The organism is Streptomyces sp. NPDC048604 (assembly GCF_043199435.1).
In the GTDB taxonomy this organism is placed as follows: domain Bacteria; phylum Actinomycetota; class Actinomycetes; order Streptomycetales; family Streptomycetaceae; genus Streptomyces.
In genome coordinates, this window is the sequence record NZ_JBICVX010000014.1 from 223,385 (window position 1) to 244,596 (window position 21,212).

Sequence of the window (21,212 nt, forward strand, 5' to 3'; positions counted from 1 at the left end):
CCGTCCTCCACACTGGGGGTGTGAGGGACGACGACAGCAGGTACGAGGCGGTCAGCAGCCGGGACGCCCGGTTCGACGGGGCGTTCTTCTTCGCCGTCGAGACCACGGGGATCTACTGCCGCCCCAGCTGCCCCGCCGTCACCCCCAAGCGCGTCAACGTGCGGTTCTTCCCGACCGCCGCCGCCGCTCAGGGCCACGGCTTCCGGGCCTGCCGGCGCTGCCGGCCGGACGCCGTGCCCGGCTCCGCCGAATGGAACGTCCGCGCCGACGTCGTCGGCCGGGCCGTGCGGCTCATCGGCGACGGCGTCGTGGACCGCGAGGGTGTGCCCGGCCTCGCCGGCCGGCTCGGCTACAGCGCCCGGCAGGTGCAGCGCCAGCTCACCGCGGAGCTCGGGGCCGGGCCGATCGCCCTGGCCCGCGCCCAGCGCGCCCACACCGCCCGGCTGCTGCTCCAGACCACCGAGCTGCCGGTCACCGACATCGCTTTCGCCGCCGGTTTCGCCAGCGTCCGCCAATTCAACGACACCGTCCGCCGTATCTACGCCCGCACCCCCAGCGCCCTGCGCGCCGAGTCCGGCACCGGCACCGCGGCCCGCACCGCGCACACCGCCGGCGTCCCGCTGCGGCTCGCGCACCGCGGCCCGTACGCGGCCCGCGAGGTCTTCGACCTGCTCGCCGCCGAGGCCCTGCCCCGCGTCGAGGAGGTCACCGGCCCGCCCGGCGCCCGCACCTACCGGCGCACCCTGCGCCTCCCGTACGGCTGGGGCGTCGCCGCCGTCGACGAGGCGTCCCCCGGGGCCTGGCTGGACGCCCGGATCCACCTCGTTGACCTGCGCGACCTCACCACCGCCGTCCAGCGGCTGCGCCGCCTGTTCGACCTGGACGCCGACCCGTACGCGGTCGCCGAACGGCTCGCCGCCGACCCGGCGCTCGCGCCCCGGCTCGCCGCCCGCCCCGGCGTCCGCTCGCCCGGTGCGGCCGAGCCCGAGGAGTACGCGCTCCGGGCGCTCCTCGGCCCGGAGGAGGCCGCCCGTCTGGTCGCCGCGTACGGCACCGCCCTCGACACCCCCTGCGGCGGCCTCACCCACCTGTTCCCGGAGCCCGCCGCGCTCACCGGCCACCCCGTCGCCGGTCCGCTGGCCGCCGCGCTCGCCGCCGGGGCCGTACGGCTCGACCCCGGCGCGGACCGCGACGAGGCCGAGCGGACGCTGCTCGCCGTCGACGGTGTCAGCCCGGCCGCGGCCGCCGCGATCCGGACGCGCGCCCTCGGCGACCCGGACGTCGCGCCGGACGGCGGACCGGACGAGGAGAGCTGGCGGCCCTGGCGTTCGTACGCCGTTCGATACCTGGCGGCCGTACCGGCACAATGACCACATGATCATCACCGACAGGCTCGAGCCCGCCGACCGCGAGGCATGGGAGTCCCTCTTCCGCGCATACATCGACTTCTACGGCCGCAGCGAGGCCCAGGAGATGTACGACAGGGCCTGGCGAGAGTTCCAGGACGACACCCGGCTGCACGCCCTCGGCGCGCGCATCGACGGGCGGCTCGTCGGCATCACGCACTTCTTCGTCCACCCCAGCACCTCGGGCCCGGACCTCTGCTACCTCCAGGACCTGTACACCGACCCGGAGGTCCGCGGCCACGGCGTGGGCCGGGCGCTGATCGACGCCGTCGCCCGGTGGGCCGAGGACCGGGGCTGCAACCGCGTCTACTGGAACACCCAGACCTCGAACACCACCGCCCGCCGGCTGTACGACAAGGTCGCCCGCGACACCGGCTTCATGAAGTACCAGATCGACCTTCCCCGCTGACGTCCAGACCCCAGCTGTGGATCCGCCGCGGGTGGATGCGGATCACCTCCTCGCTGAAGTGCGGCCCCAGTCCGTGGGGCCCCACCAGCAGCTCCGCCTCGCCCCGGATCTCCACCCCGCGGACCCGCCAGGGCCGGACGCTCGCCAGGTCGTCGACCACCAGCGCGACCTTCGGGTTGCCGTGCAGGTTGCGCCACTTCTTCGTCCGGCCCATCGCCATGCCGCCGACCAGCACCGTGCCGTCGTCCTGCGGGAAGAAGCCGACGGGGTTGACCTGGGGCTGTCCCGCCGTGTCGACGGTGGCCATGCGGCCCAGCCGCTGGGTGCGCAGATAGGCGCGCTCATCCTCGCTGAATCCCTCGAAGTCCCTCATGTGATCCAGGGTCCCGCGAGGCGGCGCACCGGGCATCGGGACGGCGTCAGCCCCAGATGACCGCGCCCAGCCACGCCCCCGCGATCAGCATGCACGAGAACAGCTCCACCAGCACGCTCGTGCCCACGGCCCGCATCAGCCGGCGCGTCGAAGCACGGGCCTGGCCGTGGCCGCCGAGCCGCTGCCGCTCCGTGAGATACACACCGCCCACGAAACCCGGGATCGCCCCGATCACCGGAATGAGAATGAAGCCGAGCAGCGCCCCGATCCCGGCGGAGGCCACCATCCGCCGGGTGATCCCGAGGCCCCGGATCCGGCGGGGCGGCAGCTGCCATACGACCACCTGGGTGACGAGCAGCAGCGCGGTCGAGGACACCAGCAGGATCCAGGCCAGCGTCGTCTGCTCGTGCAGCGACCACCAGAGCATGGCCGCCCACACCAGCCACGGCCCCGGCAGGCCGGGAACCAGTACCCCGCACAGGCCGAGCAGCATGACCATCGCGATCAGCAGGAGCTGCCACACACCCATCTGCCAAGGGTGACCGAGTTCCGCCGTCCGTGCAGGTCAGCACGGCCCGAACGGACCGCGCCCAGGTCCGCCGCCCGCGTGGCCCGCCACTGGCCGGGCCACGGCCCGCTCAGTGGCGGGCGACCCAGCCCTTCTCGTACGCGTGCCAGCCCAGCTGGAGCCGGGTCGTCACCCCCGTCAGCTCCATCAGCCCCTTCACCCGCCGCTGCACCGTCCGCAGCCCAAGGTCCAGCTGCTTGGCCACGCTCGCGTCCGTCATCCCGGCGAGCAGCAGCGACAGCACCTCCAGATCCGTCGCGTCCGGGCCCGGTGTCTCGTCCTGGGCGACCTGCGCCCCCGCGCCGAGCCGCAGCGGCAGCGCCTCCCGCCACACCGACTCGAACAGCCCCATCAGCGACTCAAGGAGTCCGCTGGCGTGCACCACCAGCGCCGCCGGCTCCGCGCCGCGCCCGGTCAGCGGCACCATCGCCAGCGTCCGGTCCGCCACCACCAGCTTGGTCGGCACCCTGTCGACCACCCGGATCTGCTCCTCGCGGCCCAGCGCCGCCGTCAGCTCGCCCAGGCCCGAGGGCGTCGTCAGCACCTCGCGCTCCAGGACCACCCGGTACGACACGCCCCGGCTGGCCGCCCGGTCCTCCGCGTCGTTCTCCGGTCCGCTCACCGCGATCGGCTTGCCCGTGACCAGGCAGCACACCTCGTCCGTGGCCCCCAGCTGCAGCTGCAGGAAGCGGTGCGCCACCGCGCTGCGGCCGGTCACCACCTCCACCAGGTCGTGCACGGCCGGCTCGGCCGCCTCCGCCCGGTACTCCTCCGCCAGCAGCGCCGCCGCCAGCTCCGCCTGCTCCAGTTCGTGCCGCTGCTGGGTCAGCAGCGCCCCCAGCGCCACCCCGGGCGGCGCGGCCACCCAGCGGCCGGTCCGGGCGGACGACTGCGCGGCGAGCCCCTGCGCCTCAAGGCGGCGCAGCGCCCGCTCGATGTCCGTCTCCGGTACCGCCAGATGGTGGGCCAGATCGGTCACCTCGGCCGCCCCCAGCGCGATCAGCGCGCGGTACGCGGACTCCTGGCGTTCGTCGAGACCTATCGCTCCCAGCACCGCTGCCCCACCCCTTACCGGACGTTCACGTTCCAACACGCCTCTGGCGGGAATCGGCCACGGCGCATTCCCGCCGCGCACATCATCCCTGCACCACCCGCTCCTCTGCCAATGTCGTGCCACCGCAGCACCAACAGCCTCCGGGAAAGGGCGCTTTGTCGACCCATGCCCGGATTCACCTGGGGAGAGCGATGCGCCCGATATCGCGTACGGCACTGGGGGCGGCGACCGCCGCCGTCCTGGCCGTCACCGCGGTCGCCCCGTCCACCGCGGCCCAGCCGCAGGACGAGGCGTCCGCCAAGCGACCGCTGGTCGGCAGCCAGGCCGCCGCACAGACGGGGGAGAGGTCCTCGACCGTCACCCTCGTCACCGGCGACCGGATCCTGGTCACCCGTGACGCCGCCGGCAACCCCTCCGCCGCGGCCCTGCCCCGCGAGGACGGCACCGTGCCGTTCGTGCAGACCCGCCGCTCCGGCCAGGACCTGTACGTCTACCCGGAGGGCGCCACCGCCGCGCTCGCCGCCGGCCGCGTCGACCAGGAGCTGTTCAACGTCACCGGTCTGATCCGGCAGGGCTACGACGACGACGCGGCCACGACGCTGCCGCTGATCGCCGTGTACGGCTCCGACGTCGCCCGCTCCACGCCCGCCGCCCCGCGCGGCGCCAAGCGCGGCAAGGTCCTCAAGACCGTCCGCGGCGTCGCCCTCGCCGCCGACAAGAAGCAGGCCGGCGCGTTCTGGAAGGACGTCGAGGCCCCGGCCGCCCGCAGCGCCTCCGGCCTGAAGAAGCTCTGGCTGGACCGCAAGGTCCGGGCCACCCTGGAGCGCTCCACCAAGCAGGTGCACGCCCCCGAGGCGTGGGCCGCCGGCTACGACGGCACGGGCACCAAGGTCGCCGTCCTCGACACCGGCGCCGACGCCGAGCACCCCGACCTCAAGGGCCGCATCACCGCCGCGGAGAACTTCACCGACTCCCCCGGCGCCGACGACCGCCAGGGCCACGGCACCCACACCATCTCCACCGTCGGCGGCTCCGGCGCCGCGAGCGGCGGAAAGAACAAGGGCGTCGCCCCCGGGGCCGAGCTGCTCAACGGCAAGGTGCTGAACGACGGCGGCTCCGGCGCCACGTCCTGGATCATCGCCGGCATGGAGTGGGCCGTCGCCCAGGGCGCCGACGTCGTCTCCATGAGCCTCGGCAACGCCTCCGAGACCGACTGCACCGACCCGATGAGCGTCGCCGCCGAGGAACTCGCCCAGAACGAAGGCACGTTGTTCGTCATCGCGGCCGGCAACTCGGGCCCCTCGCTCAACACCGTCTCCTCGCCCGGCTGCGCGCCGAGCGTCCTGACCGTCGGCGCCACCGACCGCGACGACTCCACCGCGTGGTTCTCCAGTCGCGGCCCGACGACCCTGAGCCACACCCTCAAGCCCGAGATCGCCGCCCCCGGCGTCGGCATCAACGCCGCAGCGGCCGGCGGCCGCGGCGTGTACGCCTACCAGGGCATGTCCGGTACGTCGATGGCCACCCCGCACGTCGCGGGCGCCGCCGCCATCGTCAAGCAGCGCCACCCCGACTGGACCGCCCAGCAGATCAAGGCGGCCCTCGTCTCCTCCGCGGACAGCGGCGTCCCCGGCGACGTCCGCGAGGTCGGCGGCGGCCGGCTGGACGTCAAGGCCGCCGTCGACCAGACCGTCCTCGGCGCCGACGCCGTCCAGGGCGGGACCTTCAACTGGCCGCAGAACACCACCGATCGCACCACGGTCGCCGTGCCGTACACCAACACCTCCGACAGGCCCGTCACCCTGACGCTCGCCGTCGAGAAGGTCACCGGCAACGACGGCTCGGCCGTGGCGTCCCCCGTCGCCCGACTCGGCGCGCGCACCCTCACCGTCCCGGCCGGCGGCACCGCCGAGGTCCCGCTGAAGCTCGACCCGGCCGCGGACCTCCAGCGCGCCCAGTACGGCGACGTCACCGGCCGCGTGATCGCCACCGCCCCCGGCGGCGTCCACATCTCCACCCCGTTCGCGCTGTACGTCGAGCCCGAGACGGTCACCCTCCGCGTCAAGCTGATCGACCGTCAGGGCAAGCCCGCCGCAGGCGCGTCGTCCCTCGACGTCATCGGCACCGACACCGCCACCGGCGAGCGCCGCTTCAACAACGGCTCCGCCGACCAGGTCTACCGGCTCCGCCCCGGCAGCTACTTCCTGTCCTCCTACGTCACCACCCGCGACGCGGGCGAGGGCGCCAAGCTGGAGGACTCGGTCAGCTACCTCGGCCGCCCGCAGGTCGAGCTGAAGAAGGACACCGTCCTCGTCCTCGACGCCCGCAAGGCCCACAAGCTGTCCGTCCGCACCGACCAGGCCGGTGAAGTGCGCGGCGCCACCCTCGCGTTCTCCCGTTCCTGGGACGACACCTGGACGCACGCCGGCACCCTCTCCGGGCCGCGCACCGTCCGCGGCTACTACGCCTCCGTCGAAGGCGCCGCCGAGGACGGCGACTTCGAGTTCGGCAGCTACTGGCGCACCGCCGCCCCGCAGGTCTCCGAGCTGAAGACCGCCGACGGCGTGGTGCTGCACCCGTACACCGGCTCCACCGGCTCCGACAACCTCGACGGCACCGGCTCCGCCGCTCTCGTCGACGCCGGCGCGGGCACCCCGGCCGAACTGACGGCCGCCCAGGTCAAGGGGCGTATCGCATTCGTCCGCTTCCCGGACGGCAGCAACGCCTCGGCCACCGTCGCCCGCAACGCCAAGGCCGCCGGCGCGATCGCCGTCCTCGCCCACCGGACCGCCCCCGGCCGCTGGTACCCCTCCGCCGGGTTCGGCAGCGCCGGACTCCCGGTCCTCTCCGTCGAGTCCGCCGAGGCGGCGACGCTGCTCGGCAAGCTCTCCGCCGGCGAGGTCAGCCTCTCCTGGAAGGCCACCGCGAAGAGCCCGTACCTGTACAACCTCGGCTTCCCGGAGTCCGGCGCGATCCGCGACGACCGGACGTACCGGGTCCGCGACGCCGAACTGGGCAGTACCACGTCCACGTACACCGCGATGGGCGTCGTCAACGACTTCCTCGACTTCGGCACGGCGCGCCGCCCGAGCGGCGCGGCGATCGGCTTCGCCGGCCTGGAGACGGCCCCCGCGCCGGGTTCCCGCACCGAGTACTACACGACGGGCGACACCGTCTGGTCCAAGATGCTCTGCTCCAGCTTCCCGTTCGGCGAGTTCATGATCGGCACGCCGCACGTCTACAAGGCCGGCGAGCGGCGCACCGAGAACTGGTACGACGGCGTGGTCGTCCCCAGGGCCCCGCGCGACGCGTCCGGCCGGCCGGTCCTCTCCGCCGAGCGGCAGGGCGACCTCATCGGCTTCGCCGCGGCCATCTGGGGCGATGGGGCGCACCATGCCGAGGCGGGTTCCTTCGGGGACATCGGCAACCTCCGGCTCCACAAGGACGGCGAGCTGATCGGTCAGACCGCATGGCCGTTCGGGGTGTTCGAGGTCCCGTCCGAGAACGCGACGTACACCCTCGAACAGAACGTCACGAAGATCGGCAGCAAGGTCTGGAACCGTTCGAATTCCGTCAACTCCGTCTGGAAATTCACCTCCAAGCTCGACGAGAAGGTCTACTCTCAAGGCATCCCGATTCTCTTCCCCCGGTACGACCTTCCGGAGGACGGACTCAAGACCCTCGCCGCGACCGACGGCCAGAAGATCGGCCTGACCGCGACGGGTCACGCGGGCTACACGCCTGCCGCGCTCACTTCCGCGAAGCTCTCGTACTCCTACGACGGGGGCACCACCTGGACGTCGGCGCAGGTCACCCAGCAGGGCGGTGAGTGGATCGCGACCGTGAACCATGCGGACGCATCCGGCAAGCCGGTCACCCTGAAGTCCGAACTGACGGACGCCAACGGCAACTCCGTCACCCAGACCGTGGTCCGCGCTTACGACGTGCGCTGACCACGCCGGTCCGCCGGGCGACCTTCCCGTGGGGGGTGGGGCCGCCCGGCGGACCACTTTTTCCTGATGTCCCGTTTTCGCATGCCCCTCGCGGTGGACAATAAGGGCATGACTCAGCAGGGGGACAACTGGTGGGACCAGCTCTACGACGCGACCACCCCGGACACGGCCCCGACGACGTCCGGCGACACACTGGACGACCGCTTCGCGTCGGCGACCGGGGCGACGGGGGCGACGGGGGAGGGGCAGCCGCCGGAACCCGCCGCGTACGCGCGGGAGCAGGCACCGGCTGACGCGCCGGCCCGGGAGACCGCCCGCGCCCCGTGGGAGGCGCCGCTCGCCGGGGCGCGGGCGCCCCGCACGTTTCCCTCGCGGTCGGCGGAGCCGCCCGCACCGCCCGCCCCCGCCGCCGAGGCCGTCGAGCCCGAGCCCGTACCCGCCGCCGAGCCCGTACCCGCCGCCGTCCCCCGCCCCCGTACCGGTCACGTCGGGGACCGGCCGCCCACGTACGAGTCCGAGCCCACCGCCCTGCCCGCCGCACGCCCCGGCGACCTGGCGGAACTGGTCGCGGACACCGTGCTCGACGGGGCGCGCTACGGAGCTTGCACCCTGCGCGCCGCGTCCGTCCGGGGCGACTCCGCCCGGTACCGCGGCGAGCCGCGCCGCGACGCGCTGCTCACCGCGCGGTTCGGACACGACGAGGCCGCGCTCGTGCTCGTCGCCGTCGCCGGCGGCGTCCGCGGCGCCGAGTCCGCGCACCTCGCCGCCGCCGACGCGTGCCGGTGGATCGGCGAGGCGGTCGGCCGCAGCCACGCCCGGCTCTCCGACGACATCCGGGCCGGCCGGCGCGGCGACCTCAAGTCCGGACTGCACCGGCTCACCGACCGCACCTACGGCCGGCTGCGCAGCCGCGCCGCCGAACAGGGCCTGGACCCGGAGGAGTACACCGCGACCCTGCGCTGTCTGCTGATCTCCGCCGACCCCGATTGCCGTACCCGCGTGTTCTTCGGCATCGGCCGCGGCGGCCTGTTCCGGCTCCGCGACGGCGCGTGGCACGACATAGAGCCCCTGGTCCCGGAGCCCGCCGCACTGACCGGCGCGCCGGTCGTCGGCTTCGGGTCGCCGAGCGCCGCCGCACAGGAGGAGCCCGCCACCGAGGGGCTCACCGTCGACCTCGGCATCGTCACCCCGCCCGGCCCGTTCGTCGAGGACCCCCTGCCGCCGCCCGCCGAACCGTTTCGGTTCCGCGCGTCGGTCGCCCGGCCCGGCGACATCCTCCTGCTGGCGTCCTACGGCTTCGCGGAGCCGCTGCGCGGCGAGCCCGCCCTCGCCGCCGAGCTGGCGTCCCGCTGGGCCGACCGGGAACCGCCGGGCCTGGCGGCCTTCCTGGCCGACACCCAGCTGCGGGTGAAGGGCTACGCCGACGACCGCACGGGCGTCGCCGTCTGGGAGGCGTAACCGCACAGGCGCGATCCGGCCACCCGTGGGTTGATGGACCCATGGCCAGACAGAACGTCGCAGAACAGTTCGTCGACATCCTCGTACGCGCCGGGGTCCAGCGCCTCTACGGGGTCGTCGGCGACAGCCTCAACCCGGTCGTCGACGCGATCCGCCGCCGCCCCGGCATCGACTGGATCCAGGTCCGGCACGAGGAGACCGCCGCGTTCGCGGCCGGCGCCGAGGCGCAGCTCACCGGAAGGCTCGCCGCCTGCGCCGGCTCCTGCGGCCCCGGCAATCTGCACCTGATCAACGGCCTCTACGACGCCCACCGCTCCATGGCCCCGGTGCTCGCGCTGGCCTCGCACATCCCGTCCGGCGAGATCGGCCTCTCGTACTTCCAGGAGACCCATCCCGACCAGCTGTTCCGCGAGTGCAGCCACTACAGCGAGCTGATCTCCAACCCCCGCCAGATGCCCCGCGTGCTGCACACGGCCATCCAGCACGCCGTCGGCCGGGGCGGTGTGGGGGTGGTCGCCCTGCCCGGCGACATCGCCTCCCAGCAGGCCCCCGAGAGGTCCGTCGAGACCGCGCTGGTCACCACCCGCCCGACGGTCCGCCCCGGGGACGCCGAGATCGACGAACTCGTCCGGCTGATCGACGCGGCCGACCGGGTGACCCTGTTCTGCGGCAGCGGCACCGCCGGCGCGCACGCCGAGGTCATGCAGTTCGCGGAGCGAGTCAAGGCGCCGGTCGGCCACGCCCTGCGCGGCAAGGAGTGGATCCAGTACGACAACCCCTTCGACGTCGGGATGAGCGGACTCCTCGGCTACGGCGCCGCCTACGAGGCCACCCACGAGTGCGAGCTGCTGATCCTGCTCGGCACCGACTTCCCGTACAACGCGTTCCTGCCCGACGACGTGAAGATCGTCCAGGTGGACGTGCGGCCCGAGCACCTCGGCCGGCGCTCCACGCTGGACCTGGCCGTCTGGGGCGACGTCCGCGAGACGCTGCGCTGTCTGATCCCGCGCGTGCGGGCCAAGACCGACCGCCGCTTCCTGGACCGGATGCTGAAGAAGCACGCCGACGCGCTGGAGAACGTCGTCAAGGCGTACACCCGCAAGGTCGAGAAGCACGTCCCGATCCACCCGGAGTACGTCGCCTCCGTCCTCGACGAACTCGCCGACGACGACGCCGTGTTCACCGTCGACACCGGCATGTGCAATGTCTGGGCGGCGCGCTATCTCTCGCCCAACGGCCGGCGCCGCATCATCGGTTCGTTCACCCATGGCTCCATGGCCAACGCGCTGCCGCAGGCGATCGGGGCGCAGTTCACCGACCGGCGGCGGCAGGTCGTGTCGATGTCCGGAGACGGCGGATTCTCCATGCTGATGGGCGACTTCCTCACCCTCGTCCAGTACGACCTACCGGTGAAGGTCGTCCTGTTCAACAACTCCTCCCTCTCCATGGTCGAGCTGGAGATGCTGGTCGCCGGGCTGCCCTCCTACGGGACGACCAACCGCAACCCGGACTTCGCCGCCGTCGCCCGCGCCTGCGGGGCCCACGGCGTACGGGTCGAGAAGCCCAAGCATCTCGCGGGCGCGCTCAAGGACGCCTTCCGGCACCGCGGCCCGGCCCTGGTGGACGTGGTCACCGACCCGAACGCGCTGTCCATCCCGCCGAAGATCAGCGCCGAGATGGTGTCCGGGTTCGCGCTCTCCGCGAGCAAGATCGTGCTGGACGGTGGGGTCGGCCGGATGCTCCAGATGGCCCGCTCGAATCTGCGCCATGTGCCCCGTCCCTGAACTCCCGGCGTGCGCCGCGGGGGAGCGACTTACCCCGATGCATCCGCTCGTCGGCGATCGGTCAGGAATGCGGGCGTTCTGTCGGGGCATGCATCCCCGTGAGCGTGTTCGAGAGAAAGGGTCGTTCCGACGTGTGGGTGGGGGTTATGAACGGGGAGGCAGGACGCCCGACTCAACTGCGGAGAAAGGTGGGATGCGCCGAACTCGCGGCGATACCTGAGGTGAGACACGCGCTGCGGAGGATGCTCCGGCACTGGGGCGAACCCGGCGCGAGCGACGTCGCGTTGCTGCTCACCAGTGAACTGGTCACCAACGCGCTGGTCCATACCGACCGGGGAGCGGTGGTCACCGCCACCGTCGTCCCCGACACCCGGGACACCCTGCGGGTGGAGGTGCGGGACTTCGTCCCCGAACTGCCGGAGCCGTACGTGCCGCACGCCGACCGCGGTACGCACCGTCCGACGCCGGGGGACCGGGACCGTGGGACGCCCGGGGACCCGGACCGCGCGACGCCCGGGGACGTACCCGTCGCCCATCAGGCCACGCACGGCCGGGGTCTTGTCCTGGTCGAGGCCCTCGCCGACGCCTGGGGCATCAGGGCCTCGGAGCCCGGGAAGGTCGTCTGGTTCGAACTCGCCGGCGCGGCCGCGTGACCGCGCCGCGCCGACGGTTCCGACACCGGGAGCTCACCCGAACTGCTGCTCCAGATCGGCGAGTTTGCGCTCGAGCGAATCGAGACGGGGCAGCGTCTGGGTGTCGTCCTCCGCGGTGAGGTCCACCGTCCGGGACTCGGCGCCCCGGACGTCAGCGCCCCTCACGGCCTGCAGGGAGGGCCGGGGTCGAAGCGGCAGCTGTCCGGGGTCGGCTATGGCGGGCTCCGCGACCGACGGGACCGACCCCGTCGCCGCGGAGGCCGTGCCGGCGGGCAGCGGCGGCATCTCGACCTGACGGCCGCCGCGGCCGAGGCCGAACGCCCGGTGCTGTCCGCTGATGGCCCGCAGCCGGGCCCGGTCCAGCTTCTGCTGCTCGCGCCGGCGCATCCGGTTGTGCTGCTTCTCGCGCCGGTCCTCGCGGACCTCGTCGACCGCCTCGTCCAGCGTGCGGACGCCCTCCAGGAGCATCAGCGACCAGGCCGCGAAGGTCTCCCTGGGGGCCCGCAGCCAGCGGACGATGCGGATCTGCGGCAGCGGGCGGGGCACCAGGCCCTGCTCGCGCAGTGCCGCCCGGCGGGTCTGCTTGAGCGCGCGGTCGAACAGGACCGCCGCCGACAGCGACATGCCGGCGAAGAACTGCGGGGCGCCGTCGTGGCCCAGGCCGCGCGGGGCGTGCACCCAGTTGAACCAGGCGGCCGCGCCGGCGAAGGTCCAGACGAGGAGCCGGGAGCCGAGGGCCGCGTCGCCGTGGCTCGCCTCGCGGACGGCGAGCACCGAGCAGAACATCGCCGCGCCGTCGAGGCCGAAGGGGACGAGGTACTCCCAGCCGCCGGTGAGGTTCAGGTTCTGCCGGCCGAAGCCGACCAGGCCGTGGAACGAGAGCGCGGCGGCGACGGCCGCGCAGCAGAACAGGAGCACGTAGGACGCGGTGCCGTAGACCGCCTCCTTGCGACGGCGGCGCTCCTCGCTGCGTTCCCAGGAGTCGTCGGCCGAGGACTGGTCACCGGCGCGCTTACCGCGCGCGAGCACCGCCACCGCCGTCAGGACTCCGACGAGCATCACGCCACCCGGAAGCAGCCAGTCCAGCGATATGTCGGTCAGTCTCATGCGGTGTCCCTTGCATCGCGTAAGGCGTTTCGGCGGCCCATATTGACCGAAGGCCGAGGCTCCACAGGGGGTTTCGGACCAAGAGCACGCCAATGAGGCCGCGAGGCATACGAATAGGTGCGATCTGCTCGAACTGCCGTACCGATGGCGCGAGTTGCGTTCGATTCATGCCACCCGGAGGGGTGGCATGAAATACCGCGGGAAGGCGTGACCCCGTGGTGACCCCGTCCGGGGGTCAGGCGGCGGCGGTGAGCCGCCGCAGCCGCTCCGCGTCGCAGGTGCGCGGGCAGGTCACGCAGGTGTCCTCGGGGCGCAGCGTGTAGAAGAGGCAGCAGCTCGCCCGGTCCCGGGTCGGCAGCGCCGCCCCGTCCGGCCCGGCCAGCTCGCGGAAGCCCGCGGCCCCGACGTACGGCTTCGCCGTGCCCGGCAGCAGCAGCTCCAGCTCCGCCATCGCCCGCGGCTCCTCGCCGAGCAGCGCGCCGAGGTACCAGAGCCCCTCGACGATCTCGTCCGTCGCCATGCCCCACAGGGCCCGCCGCCCGCGCCGCATCCGGGGCCCGAAGCCGTTCAGGACGGGTTCGAAGTGCTCGGCGAGGGATTCGCGGACCTCGGCGCGCAGGGCCTCCTCGTCCGGTACGACGCGTGCGCCGGGCAGCGCGGCGGCCGGGTCGCCGGGCAGACAGGCGAAGTCGGTGATCCGTACGGTCATCCGGCCGTGCGCCCGCTCGTAGGCCACGTCCGCGACGGGGACGCGGGGCACGCGGCGGTGCAGGAACCAGGGGATCGTCACCAGGAGACAGGCGGGCCAGGCGTACCGGTGCAGTCCGAAACTGGCGACCACGTCGGGCCGGGCCCGGGTGCCGTAGTCGCGCAGCACCTGCGCGTCGTCCCAGGCGAGGAACGCGTCGAGGGCGGGACCGCCGGCCGCGAGCTCGTCCGCGCCGACCCAGCCGCCGCCGCGCGGGGCGGTCTCGCCGGGCCCGAGCTCCTGTATCCGCAGCCCGGGGAAGACCTCGGTGAGCCGGGCGTACGCGGCCGCGACCGGGGAGGAGGGGACTGCGGGCACGGCGGGGAGCAGAGCGGGGACGGCCATTCAGGGACCACCGAATCGCGATCGTTAGCAGGTTAGCCTTACCTTACCCGACGCGTTCGATGTTTGAACTCCCGGTCTGTCCGCCTATGGTGCACAGGGGAACCCGGTATCGCGAGCCGGGCTCGGCACGAGGCCGCGGGAGGACCCGGGTGGAGCAGGGCAGAGCGCGCGAGCGCGCGGCGGAGCAGCCGTACGCCGCCTCCGGCGGTGTCGCCTACGACGCCTACGACGACTTCGGGACGCCCGCGTACGAGGCCACGGCCCCGCGCGTGCCCGAGCAGGCGCGCATACCCGCGCACGAGCAGGCGCGCGGGGAGCACACCCACAGCGAGCCGCCCGCCCCTGCCGCACGGGTCGTGCGCCGGCACTCGGTGCGCGGGCAGATCCTCGACGCGCTGCGCACCGCGCTCGTCGGCGGCGAGCTGGTCCCCGGCGAGGTGTACTCCGCTCCGGCGCTCGGCGACCGCTTCGGCGTCTCGGCGACCCCCGTGCGCGAGGCCATGCAGCAGCTGGCCCTGGAAGGCGCCGTCGAGGTCGTCCCGAACCGCGGCTTCCGGGTGACGGTCCGCACGCCCCGGGAGCTCGCCGAGCTGGCGGCGGTACGGGCGCTGATCGAGGTCCCGGTCATGCTGGACCTGGCCCGCACGGTCCCCGCGGAGCGCTGGCGCGAGCTGCGGCCGCTGGCCGAGGCGACGGGGGCCGCCGCGGCGCGCGGCGACCGGGCGCACTACGCGGAGACCGACCGCGCCTTCCACCGGGCGGTACTGGCGCTGGCCGGCAACGCCCAGCTGGTCGCCGTCGCGGACGACCTGCACCGGCGCTCCCAGTGGCCGCTGACCAGCGCGCCGGTGGCCCGCCACGCGGACCTCGTGGCGGACGCGGCGGAGCACAGCGCGCTGCTCGACGCGCTGATCGCACAGGACCTGCCCGTCGTGCGGTCCCTCGTACGGGAGCACTTCACCGGATCGGAAGGCTGACGCACACGTGCCCGAGGCTCTTCTGCGCGCCTGGCTCGCCGACCCGCGCGCGCCCCGGCTCTGCCTGGTCCCCGAGCTGCCGCCGGTGCGGCTGCCCGGCGTGACGGTCCTGTCGCTGGCGGGCCACGGCGTGCCCGGCGCGGTCTGGACCCTCGCCAACACGCTGGGCGTCGCCGCGCGCACCCCGGCGGAGCTCCTGACGGCCCTCCTCGCCGACGGCCGCCGCCGCACCCTGGCCCTTCCCGGCCTCGCGGAGGCGGACGACCCGAAGGGCCTCGCGGAGCTGATCCTCTCCCTGGCCGACCTCGGCTGCCTCCGCCTCCTGGTCGAGTCGCCCGACCCGCTGACCCCCCGGCTCTCCCAGGGCCCCGCGATCCTCCTGGACGAACTGGAACGGTCCCACTGGCCGGACGACGACGACCTGACGAGCCTGATGGACGACGCCCCGGCGGTGGTCCGGCCGGTCGCGCCGGCGGCGGTGGACGCCGCCGGACCCCCGCCCACGGCGGTGGAAGCCGGACGCGCGCCCGCGGCGGTGGAAGCCGGACACGCGCCCACGGCGGTGGACGCCGGACCCCCGCCCGCGGCCGTACAGGCCGGTCCCGGCCCCACCCTCCCTGCCGCGCGGCGGCCGGAGCCCGCCGGCGACGGACTGGATCTCGGCGCCGCCGGGGCCGTCTGCGCGGCGGACCCGCGGCGCGTCACCGTGGCGTACGACCGGGAGGGGGCCGAGCACGGAGGGCTGGGGCGGGCCTGGCTGCGCGCCGGTCAGGCGGTCGTACGCGACGTGCCCGCCGGCGTACGGGCCCTCGCGCTGCTCGCCGCGCTCGGCGAGGACGCCGATCCGGTGCTCCGGGCCGACCTCGCGGACCTGGCCGGCGACGAGCCCTGGCGGCTGGTCGCGACCAGGGTCCGAGGAGACCACGCCCCTGCCTGGCCGGGTCCGGCCGCAACCCTGGCCGTGGACGGTACGGGGCACCTGCTCCTGGCGGACGACCTAGGAACCGTCCACACCCTGGACGCCGCCTACGTCGCCGCCGCCGAAGCGTTCGCCACCTCCGTACGCCGGCCCCGGTCCCTCGCCGTCCTCGACGACGGCACCCTGCTCCTGCTGGACGAGCGGGGGCGGCTGCGTACCGAGCGGGGGCCCGGGAGCCGGCTCACGCGAGCCGTGGCCGAGACGCTCGACGTGCACCCGGGCACCGCGCTCACCACCGCCGACGGAGCCGTCCTGGTGGGCGACCGGATGGGGTCCGTGCATGCCTTCGGCATCGACGGGGTCCACCAGGCCGCCCTGCACGCCGGACGGGTCACGGCCCTGGCGTACGTCGCCGGCCCGTCCCCGCTGGCGTGCAGCGGGGGCGCGGACGGCGCGGTCCGCACCTGGCGTCCCGGCTGCACCCCACGCCCGGCGCCCGTCGCGGAACGCGCCTGCGCGGTCGTCGCGCTGGCCGCCGCCCCCGGGCCGGACGGCCCGCTGCTGCTGGTCGCCTGGGCGGACGGCCTCGTCGAACTGCACCGTCCCGGCGGCTCCGCCCCGGTCCCGTTCCGCCCGGGGCCGCCGGTCCGCGCCGTGGCGCTCACGCCGGACGGCACGGCCGTGGTGGGCACGGACGAGTCCCTGATCCTGCTCGGCCTGCCGGCGAGCGCCTGACCGCCGGGGCGGCGGCCGCTTCACAGCGCCGGCTGCTCACGGCGGCGGCCGTTCACGGCGCCGGTGAATCGAGCCCCGTCAGCAACTGCGCGACGTCCAGCCCGGTCTCCAGGTACTGCACGAACACCTCGTTGTGCAGCGCCCACGACGAGCGCCGCCGCCGGATCAGGGCGACGGCCTCCTCCGCGTCCAGCCCCAGCTCCACGAGCGCCTGCGCGGTGACGAGGCCGGAGCGGTTGTAGCCGGCGAAGCAGCGGACGAGCGTGGGCCGGCCGTCCCGTACCGCGGCCGCCGTCGCCGCGGCCGCCTCCCGTACCGCACCCAGCTGTTCGAACGTCAGCGGATTGTCGGGGATTTCATGGACGAGATGATCCACTCCGTCGTCCGGACCATGACCCGAACGAGTGAACAGACTCACGACCAGCGAGAATTCACTCTTCGCGACGGCCGGCCGGGGAATTCCGGAACCGTCGTCCCAGAAGTGCCCGCCCATCCACAGTCCCGGAATGATCTCGCTCCAGGGAGCGCCGGGTTCCGGCACCTCCTCGTTTTCGCCGCGGCTCTCGGTCACGCCTGCTCCCCCTCCCGCCGGGCCTCAGACCGCCGGCCGGGCGGTCAAATGCGCGGCCAGCCACGTCGGCACCCCGCCGAGCAGATGGAACAGCCGGCGCGCCTCGGCCCGCAGCCGCCCGGCCTCCGGCTCGGTCTCGGTGGCGGCGAGCGAGGCGAGCGCCGGGGCGGTGCCGACGAGATATCCGAGCTCCTCACGGATCCGCAGGGACTCCGCGAAGCCGTGCCGTGCCTCCGCCAACTCGCCCTCGTGCAGGGCGAGTCCGGCGAGGTGCCGCCAGGTGGAGGAGAGCAGCAGCGTGTCGTTCTGCGCCGTCGCGCCCGCGTGCGCCCGGCGGTACGCGGCGCGCGCCGCCTGCGGCGAGTCGCCGAGGTTCTGCGCGATCAGCCCGCGCCGGAAGTCCAGCAGGGGCCGCCCCTGCGCCGAGGGCCCGATCAGCGCGGCCGCCCGGCCGAGCGCGGCCCGCGCCTCGTCGGCGCGGTCCCGGACGCCCAACAGCGTGGAGGCGTAGGCGAGATAGCCCCGTTCGCAGGCGGCCGCCCCGCGCTCCTCGTCGTCCTGCGCCACCGCCTCGGCCGCCCGCAGCGCCTCCTCGGCCTCCGCCCAGCCCTGCTCCGTGTAGAGGCACCGCTCGATCAGCAGCGCGGCGCGCTGGAGCGCCGCGGCCGGATCGTCGGTGTGCGGGAGGAGCAGGGCGGCCGCGTCGGTCCAGCAGCCCCGGGAGCGCAACCGCCATATGGCGGTCTGTACGGCGGTCTCCTTGCCATGGGCGAGGGACGGATCGTCGCCATCCCTTGATTCGGAACCGGAACCAGACATGGCGGTGTCCGCCACATTGCCCTCCCCGAGCGCGCCATTGAGCTGTTGAGTCAGATCGAATCTCAGCATGAACGGGCGGCCCGGCCAAGGGGTTAGGTGAATGAATTCACAATCCCCGGTCGTTTACCGGTAATCGAACATGAATTACCGGCGGGTGCGGTCTTCCGAGGACACGGGACTCACCGGTCCTTGGCCAGCGCGAGCAGTTCCGCGAAGAGACCGCCGGCGTGGGCGAGCTCGTCGTAGTGGCCGTGTTCGGTGATGCGGCCGTTCTGCAGGACGACGATGCGGTCGGCGAGCCGGGTGTTCTCGAGCTGGTGGGTGACGACGATGGTCATGCGCTCCGCGGCGATGCGTTTGATCTCCAGGAAGATCTGGTGCTCACCGCGCGGGTCCATCTGCGACGTCGGTTCGTCGAGGATCAGCAGCGGCGTGCGACGGTACAGGGCCCGGCCACAGACCAGGCGCTGCCACTGACCGCCCGACAGCTCGGCGCCCCCGAAGAGTTCGCGGGCGAGCAGGGTGTCGAGCCCGCGCGGCAGCTTCTCGACCGCATCGCGCATCCCGACCGCGTCGACGGCCTCCCACACGGGCGCGTCGTCGTAGGTCCTCGGCTGGCCGAGCGTGATGTTCTCCCGCGCGCGCAGCGGCCAGCAGGCGAAGTTCTGCGGCACGAGGGCCGTACGGGACCAGACGGAGTCCGGCCGGGCGTCGGCGAGGTCGGTGCCGTCCCACAGGACGCGCCCCTTGTCGGGCAGCAGGATGCCGGTGATCAGTTTGGTCAGCGTGGACTTGCCGGAGCCGTTCTCGCCCACGACGGCCAGGATCTCGCCGCGCCGCAGCGTGAGCGAGACCCCGTCGACCGCGGGCGCCTCCTTGCCGGGGTACCGGTACACGAGTTCGTCGAGCCGGATCTCGTCGACCCGGTCCGGGATCGTCGACTCGCCGCGCCGCGGGGCCCGTTCGCCCGCCAGGTCGAGGAACGCACGCATGTCGGCGAGGTACAGCGAGGTGTGGAACAGCGCGGCGCCGTTCTGGACGAGCTGGGACAGCGCGGCCAGCGTCGTCTGCACGGCGACGACCGCGGTGGCGGCGACGGGCAGGGCGATGTGCCCGCCGCTCGCGAGCCACGCGAGGGCGGCCCAGGTGAGCAGGAGGAACAGCCCGCCGAGCGCGGAGGTCGCCAGGACGATGCGGAGCATGCGGGGCGCCGCGGTGAGGGTGCGCCGGTCGATGCGCTCGGACAGGGCGCGGTACCAGTACACGAGGTAGCCGGTCATCCCGTTGGCGCGGACCTCGTCGGCGTGCCGCGGGTACGTCGCCCACCAGCGCATCATGCCGCGGACGTTGCGGTCGCCGACGTTGGCGTAGTGGGTCTCGTAGTCGACCCGGGCGGACAGCACCGCGCCCGCGCCGGCGGGCAGGACGGCGAGCAGCAGGAGCGGGAGCATCAGCCAGTGCAGCGCGGTGATGACGCCGGCCGCGGCGATCATGCGGATGAGCGCCGCCATGAACCGCTGGGCGTCCTTCACCATCATCGTGGTGCGGCTGACGCCGACCTCGGCCGCCTCCTGCCGGTCGGCGAAGCCGTCCTCCCCGTACGCGGACGCCTCCACGCGGCAGACGGCGGAGACGAGCGCGACGTCGGCCTCGGTCGTCAGGCGCGGGGTGATGCGCCCGTCGGCGTACGAGGCGAAGGCGCCGCTGATCCGTCCGGCCGCCGCCGCGGCGGCGACGACCGCGAGGGCCGGCAGAGCCGCGCGCAGGCGTTCGGGCACGGCGCCGTCGCCGAGGAGATGCGTCATGGCGCGGGCGGTGGCGCCGAGGACGACGGCGGCCGCGACGCCGGTGACGAGCTGGCTCACCAGCAGCAGCACGGAGGCCGGCCGGTCGACGGCCCAGGCCATGCGCGCGGTGCGCCCCAGCACGGACGGCAGCCGCCCGCACAGCTTCCGGAAACTGGCCTCCGCCAGCGGGTTCTTGCCGAACTTCCCCTCGTACCCGATCGTGGCGGGCGGGGGAGGGGGAGGCGTCTCGGTCCTGTCTGTCGCGGTGTCGTGCGTGGTCACCTGCGTGCCTCCTCCGGGTCGTCGCCGCCCCTGGACGGTGCGGCGGTGACCGGCTCAACGAGGCCGCGCACGAATCGAACGCGCTCGATTCCGGACGACGTACACCCCCCGGATTCCGGGCCCCCGCACGCCGAACCGCGCTGCCGCGGGGCCTCCGGGGTGACCGCGACTGACCGAAACGCCGGTTCTCGTGACGGGTGGGAGGGGTGGGACGTGGCGGTCTGTCAGTCGTGCGTGTTGATCACGAGACCGGGCCGGGGCGGAGCGACTCCAGAGTGCCGTCTGCGGTGGCGAGGAGCGCGTCCCGGTCGCTGTGGACCCGGCTGAGCACCCGCAACCCGTAGTAGGCGCTCTGCACTTGGCGGGCGAGGGTGGTGGGGTCGCGGTCCGTGCGGATCTCGCCGGCGGCCTGGCCTGCCGTGACGACCGTCCGGAGGGCGTCTTCGACGCGGTCGAAGGTGCGCCGCACCACGTGGCGGACGTCGGGGTCCAGCGTCGCGGTCTCGATCGCCGCGTTGACCGCGAAGCAGCCCGGCGGTGCGGCGCTCCCGGTGGTCACGTCGGCGTCGACGGCATGCGTCATCAGGGCCCGCATGCGTTCCACCGCGGTGCCCGGCCCGGCCAGGAGCTCCAGCTGGTCGGCGGGGGCCGTCTCGTAGTACCGGTCCAGCGCGCGCAGATACAACTGCCGCTTGCCTCCGAAGGTGTTGTAGAGGCTGGACGGCCCCAGGCCGGTGCTCTCGCACAGGTCCCGGGTGGAGGTCGCCTCGTACCCCTTGCGCCAGAACGTGTCCATGGCCGCGTCGATGACGCGGTCCTCGTCGAACTGTCGTGGCCTGGCCATATGTCCACCCTAAGGCTTCAGCCGACGGCGCCGATCGCCTCGATCTCGACCAGCCACCGGGGGTCCGCCAGCGCGGCGACCTGGACGAAGGACTCGGCCGGGAACGGGGTCGGGTACCACTCGTCGCGCACCGCTGCGAAGAGGTCCTGGTGAGCGATGTCGGTGACGAAGACGGTGACCTTGACCAGGCGTTCGGGGCCGGAACCCGCGCGGGTGAGGACGTCGGCCACATGGGCCATGGCCTGGCGGGCCTGCGCCGCGAAGTCCCCGGGCGCGACGGTGCTGCCGCTGTCGTCGACGGGCGCCTGGCCCGAGGTGAAGACCAGATCCCCGACGCGTATGCCGAGCGAGATGCGCGTCGGGGCGTACCAGTCGGGGGCGCCGGCGACGGCGGTGGGGGTGGGCATGGTGGTTCCTTCA

General features: G+C 73.9%; 18 protein-coding genes. 8 read left to right on the plus strand and 10 right to left on the minus strand.

The annotated features are described in order from the left end of the window. Window positions 1-20: 20 nt before the first annotated feature. Together ACGFMM_RS27585 and ACGFMM_RS27590 are read left to right on the plus strand one after the other, a co-directional pair. Window positions 21-1,370: an AlkA N-terminal domain-containing protein gene (locus ACGFMM_RS27585; RefSeq protein ID WP_393649154.1), complete on the plus strand. Its 1,350-nt coding sequence runs from the start codon at window positions 21-23 to the stop codon at window positions 1,368-1,370. A 4-nt stretch (window positions 1,371-1,374) separates the two neighbouring features. Further along, the gene (locus ACGFMM_RS27590) at window positions 1,375-1,815 is read left to right on the plus strand and encodes a GNAT family N-acetyltransferase (protein ID WP_393649155.1); all 441 of its coding nucleotides are present in this window, start codon (window positions 1,375-1,377) and stop codon (window positions 1,813-1,815) included. Here the strand turns inward: ACGFMM_RS27590 and ACGFMM_RS27595 are convergent. The 3 genes from ACGFMM_RS27595 to ACGFMM_RS27605 all read right to left on the minus strand — a co-directional run bounded on the left by ACGFMM_RS27595 (window position 1,784) and on the right by ACGFMM_RS27605 (window position 3,810). Further along, a complete protein-coding gene (locus tag ACGFMM_RS27595; protein WP_393649156.1) occupies window positions 1,784-2,188 on the minus strand; it encodes a PPOX class F420-dependent oxidoreductase in 405 nt (134 codons plus the stop codon). The genes ACGFMM_RS27590 and ACGFMM_RS27595 overlap by 32 nt on opposite strands. A 46-nt stretch (window positions 2,189-2,234) precedes the next feature. Further along, window positions 2,235-2,717: a DUF456 domain-containing protein gene (locus ACGFMM_RS27600; RefSeq protein WP_393649157.1), complete on the minus strand. Its 483-nt coding sequence runs from the start codon at window positions 2,715-2,717 to the stop codon at window positions 2,235-2,237. A 109-nt stretch (window positions 2,718-2,826) separates the two neighbouring features. Beyond that, window positions 2,827-3,810 (minus strand): helix-turn-helix domain-containing protein, encoded by a 984-nt coding sequence (locus tag ACGFMM_RS27605; protein WP_393649158.1) that lies wholly within the window; start codon window positions 3,808-3,810, stop codon window positions 2,827-2,829. Window positions 3,811-4,001: 191 nt separating this feature from the next. On the opposite strand from ACGFMM_RS27605, the gene ACGFMM_RS27610 reads away from it, so the two are divergent. From ACGFMM_RS27610 to ACGFMM_RS27625, 4 genes are all read left to right on the plus strand, one after another. Beyond that, entirely contained in the window at window positions 4,002-7,763 is a 3,762-nt protein-coding gene (locus ACGFMM_RS27610; RefSeq protein WP_393649159.1) for a S8 family serine peptidase, read from the plus strand. A gap of 108 nt (window positions 7,764-7,871) precedes the next feature. Continuing rightward, window positions 7,872-9,221: a protein phosphatase 2C domain-containing protein gene (locus ACGFMM_RS27615; RefSeq protein ID WP_393649160.1), complete on the plus strand. Its 1,350-nt coding sequence runs from the start codon at window positions 7,872-7,874 to the stop codon at window positions 9,219-9,221. 41 nt (window positions 9,222-9,262) lie between these two features. Further along, window positions 9,263-11,005, plus strand: a complete 1,743-nt coding sequence (locus tag ACGFMM_RS27620; RefSeq protein ID WP_393649161.1) for a pyruvate dehydrogenase — start codon at window positions 9,263-9,265, stop codon at window positions 11,003-11,005. A gap of 221 nt (window positions 11,006-11,226) precedes the next feature. Next, window positions 11,227-11,658: an ATP-binding protein gene (locus ACGFMM_RS27625; protein WP_393649162.1), complete on the plus strand. Its 432-nt coding sequence runs from the start codon at window positions 11,227-11,229 to the stop codon at window positions 11,656-11,658. Window positions 11,659-11,691: 33 nt separating this feature from the next. Here ACGFMM_RS27625 and ACGFMM_RS27630 read toward each other — a convergent pair whose 3' ends face one another. Beyond that, the gene (locus ACGFMM_RS27630) at window positions 11,692-12,765 is read right to left on the minus strand and encodes a DUF2637 domain-containing protein (RefSeq protein WP_393649163.1); all 1,074 of its coding nucleotides are present in this window, start codon (window positions 12,763-12,765) and stop codon (window positions 11,692-11,694) included. A 235-nt stretch (window positions 12,766-13,000) separates the two neighbouring features. Beyond that, window positions 13,001-13,858, minus strand: a complete 858-nt coding sequence (locus ACGFMM_RS27635) for a (2Fe-2S)-binding protein (protein WP_393649164.1) — start codon at window positions 13,856-13,858, stop codon at window positions 13,001-13,003. A gap of 149 nt (window positions 13,859-14,007) precedes the next feature. Here ACGFMM_RS27635 and ACGFMM_RS27640 point away from each other — a divergent pair, with 149 nt between their 5' ends. Together ACGFMM_RS27640 and ACGFMM_RS27645 are read left to right on the plus strand one after the other, a co-directional pair. Continuing rightward, on the plus strand, window positions 14,008-14,835 hold the full coding sequence (locus tag ACGFMM_RS27640) for a GntR family transcriptional regulator (protein ID WP_393649165.1): 828 nt from the start codon (window positions 14,008-14,010) through the stop codon (window positions 14,833-14,835). A gap of 7 nt (window positions 14,836-14,842) precedes the next feature. Further along, window positions 14,843-16,489, plus strand: a complete 1,647-nt coding sequence (locus ACGFMM_RS27645) for a hypothetical protein (RefSeq protein ID WP_393649166.1) — start codon at window positions 14,843-14,845, stop codon at window positions 16,487-16,489. A gap of 52 nt (window positions 16,490-16,541) precedes the next feature. On the opposite strand, the gene ACGFMM_RS27650 is transcribed toward ACGFMM_RS27645, so the two are convergent. From ACGFMM_RS27650 to ACGFMM_RS27670, 5 genes are all read right to left on the minus strand, one after another. Beyond that, window positions 16,542-17,030: a protein phosphatase gene (locus tag ACGFMM_RS27650; RefSeq protein WP_393649194.1), complete on the minus strand. Its 489-nt coding sequence runs from the start codon at window positions 17,028-17,030 to the stop codon at window positions 16,542-16,544. 54 nt (window positions 17,031-17,084) lie between these two features. Further along, a complete protein-coding gene (locus tag ACGFMM_RS27655; protein ID WP_393649167.1) occupies window positions 17,085-17,879 on the minus strand; it encodes a hypothetical protein in 795 nt (264 codons plus the stop codon). A 179-nt stretch (window positions 17,880-18,058) separates the two neighbouring features. Further along, a complete protein-coding gene (locus ACGFMM_RS27660; RefSeq protein ID WP_393649195.1) occupies window positions 18,059-19,786 on the minus strand; it encodes an ATP-binding cassette domain-containing protein in 1,728 nt (575 codons plus the stop codon). A 403-nt stretch (window positions 19,787-20,189) separates the two neighbouring features. After that, on the minus strand, window positions 20,190-20,792 hold the full coding sequence (locus ACGFMM_RS27665; protein WP_393649168.1) for a TetR/AcrR family transcriptional regulator: 603 nt from the start codon (window positions 20,790-20,792) through the stop codon (window positions 20,190-20,192). A 17-nt stretch (window positions 20,793-20,809) separates the two neighbouring features. Beyond that, window positions 20,810-21,199, minus strand: coding sequence for a RidA family protein (locus tag ACGFMM_RS27670; protein ID WP_393649169.1), 390 nt, complete (start codon window positions 21,197-21,199; stop codon window positions 20,810-20,812). Between the last annotated feature and the right edge of the window lie 13 nt (window positions 21,200-21,212).

Bases quoted from the DNA above. Each gene is read 5' to 3' on its own strand.
- ACGFMM_RS27595 (WP_393649156.1), bottom strand. From the start codon at position 2,188: ATGAGGGACTTCGAGGGATTCAGCGAGGATGAGCGCGCCTATCTGCGC.
- ACGFMM_RS27620 (WP_393649161.1), top strand. From the start codon at position 9,263: ATGGCCAGACAGAACGTCGCAGAACAGTTCGTCGACATCCTCGTACGC.
- ACGFMM_RS27665 (WP_393649168.1), bottom strand. From the start codon at position 20,792: ATGGCCAGGCCACGACAGTTCGACGAGGACCGCGTCATCGACGCGGCC.
- ACGFMM_RS27630 (WP_393649163.1), bottom strand. From the start codon at position 12,765: ATGAGACTGACCGACATATCGCTGGACTGGCTGCTTCCGGGTGGCGTG.
- ACGFMM_RS27670 (WP_393649169.1), bottom strand. From the start codon at position 21,199: ATGCCCACCCCCACCGCCGTCGCCGGCGCCCCCGACTGGTACGCCCCG.
- ACGFMM_RS27635 (WP_393649164.1), bottom strand. From the start codon at position 13,858: ATGGCCGTCCCCGCTCTGCTCCCCGCCGTGCCCGCAGTCCCCTCCTCC.
- ACGFMM_RS27615 (WP_393649160.1), top strand. From the start codon at position 7,872: ATGACTCAGCAGGGGGACAACTGGTGGGACCAGCTCTACGACGCGACC.
- ACGFMM_RS27655 (WP_393649167.1), bottom strand. From the start codon at position 17,879: ATGTCTGGTTCCGGTTCCGAATCAAGGGATGGCGACGATCCGTCCCTC.
- ACGFMM_RS27600 (WP_393649157.1), bottom strand. From the start codon at position 2,717: ATGGGTGTGTGGCAGCTCCTGCTGATCGCGATGGTCATGCTGCTCGGC.
- ACGFMM_RS27590 (WP_393649155.1), top strand. From the start codon at position 1,375: ATGATCATCACCGACAGGCTCGAGCCCGCCGACCGCGAGGCATGGGAG.
- ACGFMM_RS27660 (WP_393649195.1), bottom strand. From the start codon at position 19,786: ATGGCCTGGGCCGTCGACCGGCCGGCCTCCGTGCTGCTGCTGGTGAGC.
- ACGFMM_RS27610 (WP_393649159.1), top strand. From the start codon at position 4,002: ATGCGCCCGATATCGCGTACGGCACTGGGGGCGGCGACCGCCGCCGTC.